The organism is uncultured Maribacter sp. (genome assembly GCF_947500405.1).
Lineage (GTDB): Bacteria > Bacteroidota > Bacteroidia > Flavobacteriales > Flavobacteriaceae > Maribacter_B.
The window spans coordinates 160,470-175,565 of record NZ_CANMRY010000010.1 but is presented as its reverse complement, the minus strand read 5'-3'; the positions used below and the strand labels follow the sequence as shown (position 1 = coordinate 175,565).

The 15,096-nt window shown below is 30.6% G+C and carries 16 protein-coding genes and 1 rRNA gene; 6 read left to right on the top strand and 11 right to left on the bottom strand.

Features of this window, described 5'->3' with window-relative positions; translation table 11 throughout:
* The first annotated feature begins 93 nt into the window (after positions 1-93).
* Positions 94-205: ribosomal RNA gene (gene rrf, locus Q0945_RS13955) — 5S ribosomal RNA — on the top strand.
* A gap of 405 nt (positions 206-610) precedes the next feature.
* On the opposite strand, the gene Q0945_RS13950 is transcribed toward rrf, so the two are convergent.
* Positions 611-1,039: a DUF4268 domain-containing protein gene (locus Q0945_RS13950; protein ID WP_299435627.1), complete on the bottom strand. Its 429-nt coding sequence runs from the start codon at positions 1,037-1,039 to the stop codon at positions 611-613.
* The gene (locus Q0945_RS13945) at positions 1,040-1,711 is read right to left on the bottom strand and encodes a ZIP family metal transporter (protein WP_299435625.1); all 672 of its coding nucleotides are present in this window, start codon (positions 1,709-1,711) and stop codon (positions 1,040-1,042) included. It lies immediately after the preceding gene.
* Positions 1,712-1,799: 88 nt separating this feature from the next.
* Here Q0945_RS13945 and Q0945_RS13940 point away from each other — a divergent pair, with 88 nt between their 5' ends.
* Entirely contained in the window at positions 1,800-2,966 is a 1,167-nt protein-coding gene (locus Q0945_RS13940) for a THUMP domain-containing protein (RefSeq protein WP_299435623.1), read from the top strand.
* 3 nt (positions 2,967-2,969) lie between these two features.
* Positions 2,970-3,200: a hypothetical protein gene (locus tag Q0945_RS13935; RefSeq protein ID WP_299435621.1), complete on the top strand. Its 231-nt coding sequence runs from the start codon at positions 2,970-2,972 to the stop codon at positions 3,198-3,200.
* Between the two features lies 1 nt (position 3,201).
* Here Q0945_RS13935 and Q0945_RS13930 read toward each other — a convergent pair whose 3' ends face one another.
* The 4 genes from Q0945_RS13930 to Q0945_RS13915 all read right to left on the bottom strand — a co-directional run bounded on the left by Q0945_RS13930 (position 3,202) and on the right by Q0945_RS13915 (position 7,346).
* Positions 3,202-4,002, bottom strand: a complete 801-nt coding sequence (locus Q0945_RS13930; protein ID WP_299435619.1) for a DUF6048 family protein — start codon at positions 4,000-4,002, stop codon at positions 3,202-3,204.
* Entirely contained in the window at positions 3,983-4,501 is a 519-nt protein-coding gene (locus Q0945_RS13925) for a DUF6452 family protein (RefSeq protein ID WP_299435617.1), read from the bottom strand. The genes Q0945_RS13930 and Q0945_RS13925 overlap by 20 nt, the downstream gene beginning before the upstream one ends.
* A gap of 4 nt (positions 4,502-4,505) precedes the next feature.
* On the bottom strand, positions 4,506-5,915 hold the full coding sequence (gene rlmD, locus Q0945_RS13920) for a 23S rRNA (uracil(1939)-C(5))-methyltransferase RlmD (RefSeq protein ID WP_299435615.1): 1,410 nt from the start codon (positions 5,913-5,915) through the stop codon (positions 4,506-4,508).
* Positions 5,916-6,173: 258 nt separating this feature from the next.
* The gene (locus tag Q0945_RS13915; RefSeq protein ID WP_299435613.1) at positions 6,174-7,346 is read right to left on the bottom strand and encodes a mechanosensitive ion channel; all 1,173 of its coding nucleotides are present in this window, start codon (positions 7,344-7,346) and stop codon (positions 6,174-6,176) included.
* A gap of 222 nt (positions 7,347-7,568) precedes the next feature.
* Between Q0945_RS13915 and rocD the strand changes: the two genes are divergently transcribed.
* Entirely contained in the window at positions 7,569-8,813 is a 1,245-nt protein-coding gene (gene rocD / locus Q0945_RS13910; protein ID WP_299435610.1) for an ornithine--oxo-acid transaminase, read from the top strand.
* A gap of 80 nt (positions 8,814-8,893) precedes the next feature.
* On the opposite strand, the gene Q0945_RS13905 is transcribed toward rocD, so the two are convergent.
* Together Q0945_RS13905 and Q0945_RS13900 are read right to left on the bottom strand one after the other, a co-directional pair.
* Positions 8,894-9,229, bottom strand: a complete 336-nt coding sequence (locus tag Q0945_RS13905) for a CCC motif membrane protein (RefSeq protein WP_299435608.1) — start codon at positions 9,227-9,229, stop codon at positions 8,894-8,896.
* A gap of 13 nt (positions 9,230-9,242) precedes the next feature.
* The gene (locus Q0945_RS13900; RefSeq protein ID WP_299435635.1) at positions 9,243-9,503 is read right to left on the bottom strand and encodes a DUF2752 domain-containing protein; all 261 of its coding nucleotides are present in this window, start codon (positions 9,501-9,503) and stop codon (positions 9,243-9,245) included.
* 105 nt (positions 9,504-9,608) lie between these two features.
* Here Q0945_RS13900 and Q0945_RS13895 point away from each other — a divergent pair, with 105 nt between their 5' ends.
* Positions 9,609-10,151, top strand: a complete 543-nt coding sequence (locus tag Q0945_RS13895; RefSeq protein ID WP_299435606.1) for a Smr/MutS family protein — start codon at positions 9,609-9,611, stop codon at positions 10,149-10,151.
* On the opposite strand, the gene Q0945_RS13890 is transcribed toward Q0945_RS13895, so the two are convergent.
* Complete coding sequence (locus tag Q0945_RS13890; RefSeq protein WP_299435604.1) at positions 10,148-10,663, bottom strand: hypothetical protein; 516 nt, start codon at positions 10,661-10,663, stop codon at positions 10,148-10,150. The two genes, Q0945_RS13895 and Q0945_RS13890, sit on opposite strands and share 4 nt — an antisense overlap.
* 167 nt (positions 10,664-10,830) lie before the next feature.
* On the opposite strand from Q0945_RS13890, the gene Q0945_RS13885 reads away from it, so the two are divergent.
* Positions 10,831-11,979 carry a cysteine desulfurase family protein gene (locus tag Q0945_RS13885; RefSeq protein ID WP_299435602.1) on the top strand — a complete coding sequence of 383 codons (1,149 nt, stop codon included), beginning with the start codon at positions 10,831-10,833 and terminating at the stop codon, positions 11,977-11,979.
* A 5-nt stretch (positions 11,980-11,984) separates the two neighbouring features.
* On the opposite strand, the gene Q0945_RS13880 is transcribed toward Q0945_RS13885, so the two are convergent.
* Together Q0945_RS13880 and Q0945_RS13875 are read right to left on the bottom strand one after the other, a co-directional pair.
* A complete protein-coding gene (locus tag Q0945_RS13880) occupies positions 11,985-12,632 on the bottom strand; it encodes a hypothetical protein (protein ID WP_299435600.1) in 648 nt (215 codons plus the stop codon).
* Between the two features lie 8 nt (positions 12,633-12,640).
* Positions 12,641-15,094, bottom strand: a complete 2,454-nt coding sequence (locus Q0945_RS13875; RefSeq protein WP_299435598.1) for a TonB-dependent receptor — start codon at positions 15,092-15,094, stop codon at positions 12,641-12,643.
* Between the last annotated feature and the right edge of the window lie 2 nt (positions 15,095-15,096).

The window sequence follows — 15,096 nt, the reverse complement described above, 5'->3', positions numbered from 1 at the left end:
GAGCCCTTCTGGCTCCCCAAAGGGGAGAGTAAAAGGATAGGCTTTAAAATATATAGTGCTTTTAGTTCCACTTTGGGACTAGGAGACAAAAATTTAGGTGGCCATGGCGATGGGGCTCACCCCTTACCATTCCGAACAGGGAAGTTAAGCCCATCTGCGCCGATGGTACTGCTACACCAAGTGGGAGAGTAGGAAGCCGCCTTCTTCAAAGTCCGATACATTACGTATCGGACTTTTTTTATGCTTGATTTTTTTTCATATATAAATCATAGTTGTAGATTAGTACAACTTACGTAGCTGTTTAACTGCTATAGTTTGCTTATACGGTTATTATTCTTTTAATAAGAGCTATACTGGAGTTATGAAGTTTATTATAAACTTAACTAATAGTTTGATGGAGGTAGTTTTGCTATGTAAATATTAGTAAAAAAATTATGGCTTGGTTTAGAGGTATCTTGTATTGTAAATTAAATGCGAAAGTTTAATAACTAAAATATAGTTAGTGAGGGTCTCATTTTTAGAGCTTTGTATAAGGATGTGTAATTGAAGTGAACTTATAATGTCTTTTTTTTATATAATACTTAAGTATTAAAAGAGATTATTTTTATAGTTAGACACTTAGGATATCTTTATATTCTTGAAAAAAATTTTCAACCTTTTTCATGTTGTCTGATAAAAAAACCATAGTTTCTTGCCAGGTATTTTTATTATGTATAGAAACATTTTTTATTTCTACATAAATTTTAGAAATTTCTTTATCATTATTAATAGGGTAAGAATCATTGAATGTAGCACTAGGTAAGTATTCTTCTTTAATAATATTCTGTAAAGTAATTAGTTTTTCCCAAAGCTCCATTCTAATTTCCAAATTGTTGTGGTCAACTATTATTGCTACTTCTGCGGTTTTTAAGTCAAACTGAAATTTAAAAATTAAACCTTTTATTTTTGTGTTATATAAAATCCATTTTCTTGGAAAGGATTTTCCAAATGCTATCCAAAAGTCTTGTTTTAAACGTTTTGATTCTTCTTTGCTAAACATTTATAACATATATGCAATTACTATTCCAAATATTATGACTACTACTTTTCTTAAATTAAATTTATGACCTTCTGAACTTTCAAAGAGAATAACAGTGGAAATATGAAGAAAAACACCTATTACTAAAGCATTTAACATGGCAAAGTATTTAGGAGCTAATTCAAAATTAGCAGAAATATAACTACCTATTGGGGTCATTATAGCAAAAAGAGAGATAAAGAATATTGAGTATGTTAGTTTTAATTTTGATCCTAATAAAAATATACTAAGAATAATTGCGATAGGAATTTTATGAATTAATATTCCATATAACATAGTATGGTTGTGTTCTATGGGAACACCTTCTAATATAGAATGAATGGATAAGCTTATAAATAGTAGCCAAGGAAATTTTTTGGTATCGTTCTTTGCGTGTACATGACCATGTTCTGCACCTTTAGAAAAGAATTCTAAAAATATTTGGAATAATATTCCAAGCATTACAAAAAGACCTACAGTTTTAGAATTGGTATGTTCGTATACTTGCGGAAATAACTCAAAAAGAGTTAGAGCTAATAAGAAAGCACCACTAAAAGCAAGAAGTAATTTAAAATTTTCTTTTTTTTGTGGTTTAACAAAATATACAAAAAGAAAACTTAATAAAACACCTAAGATTGGTAATATATAGGTCATGAAAATTGGTTGCAAGTTTTTATAAACTACTGAAAATATTTACAAGGGGTAAAATTAGTGTATTTTTGTGTGAATTTTTACAGATACCATGAACAATAATTTTAAAATGTTGGCGAAAACCTTATTTGGTTTTGAAGAAATATTAGCTAAGGAACTTAAAGATTTAGGAGCAATAAATATTGTAGAGGGAACTCGAAGTGTTTCTTTTGAAGGGGATACTGGCTTTATGTATAAAGCAAACCTTTGTTTGCGTACTGCAATAAAAATTATAAAGCCAATACACTCTTTTTCTGTTAGAAATGAAAATGAATTATATAGAAAAATTTATGCGATGGATTGGGGACAGTTTTTAACTGTGGATACTAGTTTTGCAATTGATACTACAATAAAATCTAATAATTTTACGCATTCTTTATATGTTTCGCAGAAGGTTAAAGATGCTATTGTAGATAAGTTTAGAGATACCGATGGGGAAAGGCCAGATGTGGATGTTAAATTTCCAGATGTGCGAATTAATATTCATATACATGATGAACAATGTAATGTTTCTTTAGATAGTTCAGGGAGGTCTTTGCATCATAGAGGATATAGGACAGCAACAAATATTGCTCCTATAAATGAAGTTTTAGCGGCAGGATTATTATTGTTAAGTGGATGGAAAGGACAAAGTGATTTCCTTGACCCTATGTGTGGTAGTGGAACAATGTTAACAGAGGCAGCTATGATCGCATGTAATATACCTGCTAATATTAATAGAAAAGAATTTGCTTTTGAAAAATGGGAAGATTTTGATGAAGATCTTTTTGATAAAATTGTGGATGTTTCTTTAAATAAAACTAGAGATTTTAATTATAAAATTGTTGGTTATGATAAAGCACCATCTGCTGTTCGTAAGGCACAAGATAACATAGAAAATGCAAATTTGTCTGAATATATAACAGTTGAAAGAAAAAATTTTTTTGATACCGAAAAGTTTACAGAGAGCCAATTGCATATGGTTTTTAATCCTCCTTATGGTGAACGTTTAGATATAGATATGCAAGATTTTTATGCGTCTATTGGAGATACTTTAAAACAAAAATATCCTGGTACTGATGCTTGGTTTATTACATCAAACTTACAGGCTTTAAAATATGTAGGACTTAGACCTTCTAGAAAGATTAAAGTTTTTAATAGCCATTTGGAATCTAAATTGGTAAAATATGTAATGTATTCTGGTAGTAAAAAAGCCAAATATCAAAATAAAGAAGAATAAAATATGAAACTTAAACATAAAGCGCTCTTATATAACTTTATTGGTTTTACTGTTATATTTATAATTGTTAGACTTTTGTTAGGTTATTTTGTTCCAATGCATCGTTTTTTATTGGCAGGAATTTCAGCTGTTACAGCAACTGTTTTTGCTCCAAAATTTGCATTAGCAAGAATTAAAGGGAAAGAAAAAATGGTTATGAAATGGGTTTTAAAAAAAGAAATAAAAGAATTTTAAATTACTCTGTTATTTCTTTTTCTACTTCTGTTTTTTTCTTTTTTTCTTTTTTGTATAGAGGGATAAAATAGGAGATACTGTAATTATATCCTACTCCAAAAGCGCTATTGTCCGTGACATTATTGAATCCAGGTATCCAAAGATTATTAAATCTAGACGGGTCAGGGTCTTTATCCGCAACTAAGATACCTATTCTAACGCTAGCTCCAAGATATAGATTTGAAAGGATTTCTACTTTGGCACCAAGAACGGCCTCTAGCCAATGAGCAGAAAGACTCCCAAATTCTTGTGGTGTCGTAGACCCATTAGTAAATGCATTATCCTCTCTCCAGTAATTATTACTGTTATATATTTGATAGTTGTTTAGTGTTTGAGAAAAAGTTGCATAAGCATATCTTGCACCAATAAAAATAGAGTTTTGTTCTCCGTACCAATTTGCGTAAGTGTTATAGTCTATTCCAAGTTTAATATAGCTGCCTTTAGTTGTGAAATTATATAATGGGTTCGTGGTTGTTTCGGTAAAATTAGATCCTATTTCTTCTTGCCTTGTTTTAGTTTCATTTCCTATTTCTGCTGCTAAAAAAAGTTTTTGTGTTAGTCTGTAATCTCCAACAATTTCAAATCCTTCGTAATTGTTATTAGTAAAATTTAATATAGGTTTGCTTAAATCTACTCCAACTCTTAAGCCATAAGCTTGTTTATATACTACAGTATCTTTAGGTTTAGTATCTATAGGACTACTTTGCCCATAAAAACCAATACTGCTAATTAGGAGTAATAGACTAATGATAAATTTTAACATGCGCAGTATTTATAGTTTCAAGATTTATATCTGTAGTAATAAATTCTATTCTTTTAATCCAGTTATCAGTGTCTGGAGTTAGGGTTTCTGAAACTCCATTATAAGTGGCTATAAAACCACAAGCTCTAGATACATATTCATCAGATAGCCCATAATTAAAAGTTATTTCATCTAAATTACCGGTGTCTGTGGTATCTGTACTAGAAGTATCTGCAGAATTTAATACAAAATTAAATGAAGTGCTATTTTCTGTAATTCTTAAAGGAATATTTATAGAGTCTAAATCTGTTCTATCTGTAAAAGTATTTACAGTAATGTCTTTACCTACACCAAATACCCTAAGTTTAGGAACTTTTTTTAAAACGGTAGTATCATTAATGTCATAAAATCTTATAACTAATAGAGGAGTGTCTCCATCTACACAAATGTCATCTTTCTCACATGCTAAAAACAAAATTAAGCCTACAAGTATTATTCCTATGCCTTTTAATTTAACCATACTATTATATCTTTTCTAAAAGTACAACATTTTCTACATGATGCGTTTGCGGAAACATATCAACAGGTTGCACTTTAGTAACTTTGTAAAAATCTTTCATTAAGGCAAGGTCTCTTGCTTGTGTAGCACTATTGCAACTTACATATACAATTTTATTAGGAGCAATTTTTAAAATTTGCTCTACTACATCTTTATGCATACCTACTCTTGGAGGGTCTGTAATAATAGTATCTGGTTTTCCATGTTCGGCAATAAATGTTTCATTAAACACATTTTTCATATCCCCTACATAAAACTCTGCGTTAGTTAAATTGTTATTCTTTGCATTTTCTTTTGCATCTATTATTGCTTCTGGAACAGATTCTATTCCTATAACTTTTTTTGCTTTTTTAGATACAAACTGTGCTATGGTTCCTGTTCCTGTATATAGATCGTATACCAGCTCTTCTCCGGTTAAACCGGCAAAGTCTCTAGTTATTTTATATAACTCATATGCTTGTTTAGAATTGGTTTGGTAAAAAGATTTGGCATTTATTTTAAAATGTAAGCCTTCCATCTCTTCTATAATATGATCACGACCAGAAAAACATATTATCTCTTGGTCATATATTGTATCATTATGCTTTTGATTTATTACATATTGTAGCGAAGTAATTTCTGGAAATTTCTCTTTTAGAAATTCTAGTAAGTTTTCTCTTTTTTCTTTATGGTCTTCAAAGAATTGTATTAAAACCATTATTTCTCCTGTGGATGTTGTCCTAACCATAAGTGTACGTAGCATACCTGTATGGTGTCTTGGATTAAAGAAAGACATTTCGGTTTTTTTTGCGAACTCTTTAGTAGCTGTTCTAATAGCATTAGAAGGATCTGCTTGTAAATGACATTTTTTTAAATCCAAAATTTTATCCCACATACCGGGAATGTGAAAACCAAGAGCATTTTTGTCTTCAATTTGAATTCCCGATTGTATTTGTTCTAATGTTAGCCATTTACTATCAGAGAAAGAAAACTCCATTTTATTGCGATAAAAATACTGTTCTTTAGAACCTAAGATTGGAGTAATTTCGGGCACATTTAAATGGCCAATGCGTAGAAGATTATTGTAGACTTCTTTTTCTTTATAAAAGAGTTGGTTTTCATAACTCATATTTTGCCATTTACATCCGCCGCAAATGCCAAAATGTTCACAAACAGGTTCAGAACGTTTGTCAGAAAGTTTATGAAAATTTATTGCAGTGCCTTCAAAATATGCTTTTCTCTTTTTTGTTGTTTGTATATCTACAACATCTCCAGGAACAGCATTGGTAGTAAAAACTACTCTACCATCTGGAGCTTTACCAATAGTTTTTCCTTTTGCACCAGCATCAATGATCTCAATATTTTCAAGAATTACTCTTTTATTCTTTTTTCGCATAGTGCAAAAATAAGAATAGCACTTCATTTAAAATAGTAACTTTAAGAAGGAATCTCATTAAATTAAGTTAAATAAAAGTGAACTTTTTAGATTATAAAAAGTCTTAGTTATAGAAACACAGTTTAATAGCAGTAAATAAGGTATTTAATGTAGTAATCTTAAAGCTATATGTTTGGATGCAGATGGATAAAAATGTTCTGAAAAAAAGAAATGGGATGTATAACTATACATCCCATTTTTATAAATATTAATTTTAATTTATTTAGATTTATTGAATTTATCTAATATTTTTTCCATTTGCTTTCCTGCTGCTGGTCTACCTCCTAAACCAAAGGAAAGCGCTATAGTAATTGCAATTGTTCCTAGGGTAATACCAAATGCCATATTAATGATGTCATCACCAATTCCCATTGTTTTAAGTCCCATGGCTAAGAAAATTGCCAAAATAGACATTCTAACAATTGAGGCAACAAATAAATTGTTATTGCTTTTAGACATTGCTTTATATGCAATAGATGCTATCCAATTTCCAATGATTAAAATTACTAATCCAAATAAAATACTTCCGGATAAACCTACAATAGTATCAAGAACCTCTGTAAGTTTAGTAAACTCTAGCTTTTCTATTGCAGTTGTAAGTCCAAAAAGAATAATAAAGAAATATGCAATATTTCCAATCATTTTTGGGAGGTTGGTATTAGAAGAAACCTCTCCTAAATTCATTTTACTTACTATACCATCTAGTTTAAGGCTCTCTAATAAATCGGTAAGTAAACCAGCAACAAATTTACCACCTACTACAAAAAGAATAAGAATTAGTACCGCTACTAATATTTTTGGAATTGCAGTAAAAAATTGTTCTAGCATATTTGTTGCAGGAACAGATATTGCATCCATATTTAAAATATTTAAAGCCGTAATTAATAGTGGAATAAATATAAATATGAAAACTATTTTTTTAAGAATGTTTACAATATCAATGTTTTCTGGTAATTTAAGTTTTGGTACAAAACTTCTAATAGTATCACCAGAAAGCCCAACAAGTTCCGCAACAATAGTTGCAAGCATGTAGCCAATATAACCAACCAAGCCAGCACCAACAATATTAGGAATAAAGTCTGCAAAGCCATTAAGTAAGTTTTTAACTGGGTCTAAAACACTTCTCATGCCTAACTTTTCTAGCGTAAGCATAAAAACAAAAATCATAACAAATAAGTATACTAACTTACCAATAAGCTTAGAAATTGTAATTTTATTAGAGTTCAATTTTGAGTCAATATTAGTCTTTTTAACTAATTTGGTTGTGATTCTTTTAAGGAAACCGGCAACAAACCAGCCGATAATTAAAATAAGTAAAGCGCCAATTGTACTAGGTAAAAAATCTCCGGTAGATGAAGCAAGACTATTTAAGGTTTTTTCTAAAAATTCCATTTTGTATAATGTTTAAAAGGTTAGTGTATCTATCCTTATGACACTGTTTTGTTTAAATGGTCACTTTTGAGCAGTTTAAATTTTAAAAAATATTGTAATTTGCAACCTCTTTAGGGATGATTTCTTTCCCACGCTGAATTTTCGTCTCGATAGTTTTCGGGATCTTCGAAAGGATAAAGGTAGATAAGGAATGGTTATTTTATTAATTTAAACAAAATTAAAATGGCTGTTTTAGACCAATTAACATCGCAACAAGCGATAGATTTAGAAAACAAGTACGGAGCGCATAATTACCACCCTTTACCAGTAGTGCTGCATAGAGGAGAAGGAGTATATGTGTGGGACGTAGAAGGAAAAAAGTATTATGATTTTTTGTCAGCTTATTCTGCTGTAAATCAAGGACATTGCCATCCAAAAATTGTGGATGCAATGACAAAACAATCTCAAACTTTAACACTAACTTCTAGAGCATTTTATAATGATATGCTTGGTAAGTTTGAAAAAAAAGTAACTAGTGTTTTTGGTTTTGATAAGTTTTTGCCAATGAATACTGGGGCGGAGGCTGTAGAAACCGCTTTGAAAGTGTGTAGAAAATGGGCTTATGAAGTAAAAGGTATTCCAGAGAATGAAGCGCAAATAATAGTTTGTGAAAATAATTTTCATGGAAGAACAACAACAATAATTTCTTTTTCAAACGATCCAGTTGCCAGAGCTAATTTTGGTCCATATACCAATGGATTTTTAAAAATTGAATATAATAATTTACAGGCTTTAGAAGCTGCTTTGGCTAGTACAAAAAATATTGCAGGATTTTTAGTAGAACCTATACAAGGAGAAGCAGGTGTGTATGTTCCATCAGAAAATTATTTAGCTAAGGCAAAAGAGTTATGTAAAAAGCATAATGTATTGTTTATTGCAGATGAAGTGCAAACGGGAGTTGCTAGAACAGGTAAAATGTTAGCAGTAGATCATGAAAATGTTAAACCAGATATTTTAGTGCTAGGAAAGGCTTTATCTGGAGGAGCCTATCCTGTTTCTGGAATTTTAGCCAATGACCCAATTATGGGAGTTATACGTCCTGGAAATCACGGTAGCACTTATGGTGGTAACCCTGTTGCGGCAGCTGTAGGTATTGCAGCGTTAGAAGTTGTTGAAGAAGAAAAACTTGCCGAAAACGCAGAGACGCTTGGGCAGCTTTTTAGAGATAAATTAAACCAGTTTATACCACAATGTAACATTGTTACTGCTGTTCGCGGAAAAGGACTTTTAAATGCGATTCTTATTAATGATACAGAAGATAGTTCTACTGCTTGGGATATTTGTATGGTTATGAAAGAAAATGGTTTGTTGGCGAAACCAACGCATGGTAATATCATACGTTTTGCGCCTCCTTTGGTAATGAATAAAGAACAATTATTAGATTGTATTTCTATTATTATAAAGACGTTAAAACAATTTGAAAAATAGTTTTAAAATATACTAAGTGAGTAAAAAATCCTCGATTTATAAATCGAGGATTTTTTTTGATTTATTTTTTGTAATCTTCTTTAGCGATTACTCATGTATTCCTCAACTCTTTCTCGCATTAGTTCTTCATCTTGTAAAGCGTCTAAGCCTACAATGGTAATAATAAACCATGCAATAAAAGCCATAAAAAGAATATTTAAAACAAGCCCAATAATAGCTAATATTTTTCCCGTTTTTACGGACCCAATATCTGAATAATTTTCTGGGTTGGCATTATATACTTTAGTAGTCTTACTAGCTAAAACTAAAGCTACAATTGCTAATAAAAGTCCTAACACGCCGTAGCACCAACATAATAAAATTGATGCTATACTTAATCCAATTATTGCTCCTGTGTTTGGTAGTTTTTGTTCCATAATATTATTTGAGTTAGATGAATTTTAAAATATAGTTAGTTACAATGATTACTACAGTGGTTAAAGTCAAAGTTAGTATAATTTTATTAGCGTATTTAATCTTAATGAAGTTTTGAAAAATAAAAAAACTTATTAACAGTAAAATAGTATATATGGGAGGATAGGTAGTAAAAGCCGTAGCAAAATCACCATTTAATATAGAGATAAAAGATCGCTGAAGTCCACAACCGGGGCAATCTATACCTATGATTTTTTTGGTTATACATGGTAACATAAACTCTTCAAGAGTCACTAAAAATAGGGTAATTGCTAATTTCATGGCTTTTTTAAAGAAAGATGCTGAAAATTACTATTATTTTTGGGTATTTAAAATAAAACAATGGGTGTTTTTAATATTGGAGATAAAGTAGAAACTATAGATGATATTATTTCTGGAACCATTCTTAAAATAGATGGTTCTAAAATTACTATAGAAGATACAGACGGCTTTATACTATCTTACTTAGAGAAAGAGTTAATGAAAGTTGGAGGAGATATTAGGGTAACCAATTATGAGGTTTCAAAAATAAAGTCGGAAAAGGAAACCCCTAAGAAACGTAAAAATGTTGTTTTAAAAGCAAAAGAACGTAGCGCTCCTAAAATGGAGGTAGATTTGCACGTGCATAAGTTGGTTAAAAACTCAGGTAATATGAGTAGTTATGAAAAACTAAATTTACAACTAGAAACAGCAAAACGACAATTGGAGTTTGCTATGCGAAAAAGAATACAAAAGGTAGTATTTATCCACGGAGTAGGAGAGGGAGTGCTAAAAGAAGAGTTGGGTTATCTTTTTAGGCGCTATGAGAATTTAAAATATTATGATGCTGATTATCAAAAATATGGAATGGGAGCTACAGAAGTATATATTTATCAGAATGCTTAATTAGCTTTTGTTGTTACTACTTTCCCAAAATCATTAATACTCAAGTTTGTAATACGATTATTTTCAGATGTTTCAAAAGTGATATTCTCTAATGTAATAGTATGATTGTACGTAGTACTATCTTCCTCACTTGTTGTAATGAGTACATTTCCACTCTTTGCAATAATTTCTTCAACAACCGTTGGGGATGTTAAAGGTACAGAGGAACAAAAATAATCTTTAGCAACATTATCAGAAAATGTTCTGTAAGTAAGTTTATATGGCCCACTTTCTGTAATTGCATTTACAGCTGCTTCTGTGATAACTTCATTTTTTAAAGCATTTGCAGGGAGCTCTAAAATTAAAGCTTCAACGGTATTAATCTTAAATAATAAACTAGCAGTAGATACTTCTACAGTATTACAGGTGCTTATAGTAGTTATACTATCAAAATCTATGGTTTCAATTTGCAAATCACCATCATCACAAGAAAAAAGGAAGACGGCAGTAATAGAAAGTAACAAGTTTCTCATATTTCAAATTTAATTTAAAAAAGTAAAACTATGGCATAAGCTGTAACATATTTAAGTCTAAATTAACTATCTAAAAATTAGTTAATGTTGTTAACTAATTTTGGTTTTAAATGCCTACTTTTGTCTTATCTCTTGTTAAAATAAGAGATTTAATGTTATAATTTTTTATGGAAAAGGTATATTTAGACAATGCGGCAACTACACAAGTAAGACAAAGTGTTATTGAGAAAATGCAAGGTGCTTTATTAAATTTTTATGGCAATCCTTCCTCTACACATAGTTTTGGGCGTTCTGCAAAAACAGCAGTAGAGAGTGCTAGAAAAATCATTGCTAAATCTTTAAATGCGCAGGCTTCAGAAATAATATTTACATCTGGGGGCACAGAGGCAGATAACATGGTTTTAAGATGTGCTGTTAGAGATATGAGTGTGGAAACAATTATAACTTCAAGAATTGAGCACCATGCTGTGTTACATACTGTAGAGGATTTAGAAAAAGAGAGTAACATTATTGTAAAGTATGTAGATTTAGATGAAAATGGAAGTCCGGAATTATCGCATTTAGAATTTCTTTTAAAAGAAAATGACTCTAAAAAGCTTGTTAGTTTAATGCATATTAATAATGAAATAGGAAATAAAATTGATATAGATGCTTTTTGTGCTATATGTAAAGAAAATGATGCACTTATACATTCAGATACTGTGCAATCTATAGGGCATTATTCTTGGGATGTTAAAAAAACTCAAATAGATTTCTTAACTGCTGCGGCGCATAAATTTCATGGTCCAAAAGGAGTTGGTTTTGTGTTTATTAGAAAAAACTCTAGCTTAAAACCTTTTATTTCTGGAGGCTCACAAGAAAGAGGTTTTAGAGCAGGGACAGAGGCTTTTCATAATATTGTAGGGTTAGAAGAAGCTTTTGTAAAAGCTTATGAAAATTTGGAAGAAGAGACTCTTTATGTAAAAGAGTTAAAAAAATATTTTATAGCTACTATAACAAGAGAAATATCTGGGGTAAAATTTAATGGACATTCTGGAGATTTAGAAAAGAGCATATATACTATTGTTAATGTTTGTTTACCTGTTCCTCAGGAAAAAGCATTAATGCTGTTATTTCATTTAGATATAAAAGGTATTGCTTGTTCTAAAGGTAGTGCATGCCAATCTGGTAGCGATATGGGTTCCCATGTATTAACTCAAGTTTTGTCTAAAGAAGATTTAGCTAAACCCTCGGTCAGATTTTCGTTTTCAAAATATAATACTAAAGAGGAAATAGATTATACAATTAGTGTTTTAAAAGAGTTTATAGAAAAATAAAAAAATTATTTTTTATTTTTCTTTCTCTCTTTGTCATAGGGGAATTTTCTAATTGCTAGCTTCATCATACGGTCAATAAGGTCGTTGGTGTTTTTACCTGTCTTTTTAGTAATTCTTTTTTCGTATTTCCATAGGAGCTTACCAGTGGCGCCATCACTTATTTTCATTCCAATTCTACCATAATTAGAATTTCCTAAAAAGTAATCTGCAAAATTAAATTCTGAAGGTATCCCTTTAGATAATAAGATAGTAAGATCTAGGTTTCCGCTAATTACGCCATCTACATTAAGTATAGAACTTAGTTCTTTTATCGTATATATATCAATATTTTGATAATCAATATTATTTTTAGCTAAGATTGCTTTTGTGTCTTGTGTGTTTTGAAATTCTACTGAAAATTTCTTCTTTTTTTTACGTTTAGAAAAATAGGTTTCCAATGCGTTTTGCACAGCATACCCTTCTTTTTCTTCCAAACTTTTTAAATCTTGTTTATGTAGTTTTTCCTTTAAATCTAAATTAGTTAAGAAAGGTAATATAGCAAGTGTTTTATGAGTTTTGCTTAAGGAGTTAAATTTAGAACTCTCATAAATGTTTTTCTGTGCATTTAAAGAGAAGGTTACGAATACTATGGCGGTAAAAATTAATTTAGACATTTTTTAGCTTATAAGCGCATACTTAATTTTAAATTAAGAACACGACTGGTCATGAAATTTGGAATTGCATATTGTTGTTTGCTGTCTACATCTCTTACCCATGTATTGGTTATGGAGTTTTGATTGTTGAAAAGGTTAAAAATTTCAATCCCTACACTAAGATCTTTAAAACCATGCAACCAATGATTTTTTGGATACTTCTTGTCAGCGTCGACAAAAATATGAGAAATTCCTAAATCTGCCCTTTTATAATCTCTTAATCTTTTCTGAAAAATATATGGGTCAGCATAACTAGGAGAACCACCTGGTACTCCAGTATTATAAACTAAGTTTAGATACATTTTTAATTGTGGCATATTGGGTACGTAATCTTGAAAAAGTATTCCAAGCTTTAAACGCTGGTCTGTAGGTCTAAAAATATAGCCTCTATTGTTACTATTTTCTTCAGTTTTTAAGTATCCAAGAGATACCCAAGACTCTGTTCCAGGTACAAATGCACCATTTAATCTAACTTCTGCGCCATAGGCATAGGCTTTTGCATTATTTAATGCAGTATATCTAATGCGAACATCTTCTAATGTATATGGGTTTACATTCGTTATTTTTTTATAATATACTTCACTTATTAGTGAAAATGGCCTTTCCCATAAAAGAAAACTGTATTCATTGCCAGCCACAATATGTATTGCTTTTTGAGCTTTAACATTGGAATTTATTATACCGTTTTGATTTCTGAGTTCTCTATAAAAAGGAGGTTGGTGATATACTCCTGTTGCTAGCCTAAAAAGCATATCTTTTTCCCAGTTTGGTTTCCATGCAAATTGGAATCTAGGGCTAAGTATGGTATGCGATTTTTTTTTAATACCTGTGCCACTTACGGTCCAATATTGGCTTCTAATTCCTAAGTTATAATATAGGTTATGTTGGTTCCAATTTTTTGTGTTACTGTATTGAAGATAACCAGAAAACCTATTTGTTTTAACAAAATTAGTAGCATTTATCCCTGTAAACGGTACTAGCGGAGCTGTAAAAGGGGTATTAGGCTGGTCATTTATAAATTGCGACTGGGGAGGTCGTATAGAAAATCCAACAGAATCTATAAATTCAGATTCTCTTATTTGGTCTCTTATGTCTTCATGGGTATATTTTATCCCCATTTCTAAAACACTATTATTTTTACGATGCACCCCTTTTACTTCAAAATTAAATAGTAGTGCATCTAAATCATTTCTTGCTCTATTGTATTGTGAGCCAATTCCTTTAGAAATATTAGTGTCGTTTAAATCTGTGCCAGATGCTCCTAATCTATACGCGGCAATAACATCAGAATATTCTTCTTCTGTGGTATGGTAAATAGATGAAATAGCTTTAAAAGTAAGATTTTCATTAACATAATAGTTGCCTTTTAAGGCGCCTAATGCAGTAGTATATCTATTATTTTCTTGTCCTTGATAGTGTACTAGTAAGGTTTGCGGATTGTTAATAGTTCCGAAATTGGTTTCTCTATTTAGAGGCTCATTTTTGTAATCGTTAATAGATATATTTCCTAGAAGGTTTAGTCTAAATTTTTCTGAAAATTGATACGTAAAATAACTTTGTATATCTGCAAAGGTGGGATTAAAGTTTGCATTGGTGTTGGTACTATTTACTAATATGTTATTATTTCTATATCTAACTCCTGTAATACTAGTGAATTTTTTGTTTTTGGATGCAGTTTCTAAGGTGGCGCTAGCTCCTAGCAAGCTAAGGTCTATTTGTGTTTGTAATTTTACTGGCGTTTTGTAGGTTATATTTAGGGAGGAAGAAAGTTTGTCGCCATATTTTGCCTGAAAACCTCCTGATGAAAATTTAATACTTTGTACCATGTTAGTATTTATACTACTTAAGCCCTCTTGTTGTGCAGAACGTATAAGGAATGGTTTATACACTTCAATCTCATTAATATAAATAAGGTTTTCATCGTAATTTCCGCCTCTAACAGCATACTGGGTACTAAGTTCATTATTAGAGTTTACTCCTGGTAATAACTTTAAAATATTCTCTACACCAGCATTTGCTCCAGGAATTTTTCTTATTTGTTTGGTAGATAAATTTATAATACCATCCACTTTCTTTTCTCCATTTGCTGTTACAGTAACTTCATCTACTTGTATGGCGTTTGTTTTTAAAACAGGATTAAATTCATAGGTTTCATTAGTAGTCAAGATTAATGAAGTTATGACTACATTTTTATGACCTATATGGGAGAAGGTAATATCTGCTTTTTGGTCGGCTGTTATTTGGAGTATATAATAACCATTAGTATCTGTGTAAGTGCCGTAATTTTTTGTGTTAATATTAGCGTTGGCAATAGGTTGGTTTTGTTCATCTAAGATAACTCCTGTAATGGTAGCTGTTTGTGTATACCCAATAAAAGAGGAACACAAGAAAATTAATAGGAGTATAGACTTAAAGTTTTTCAAAC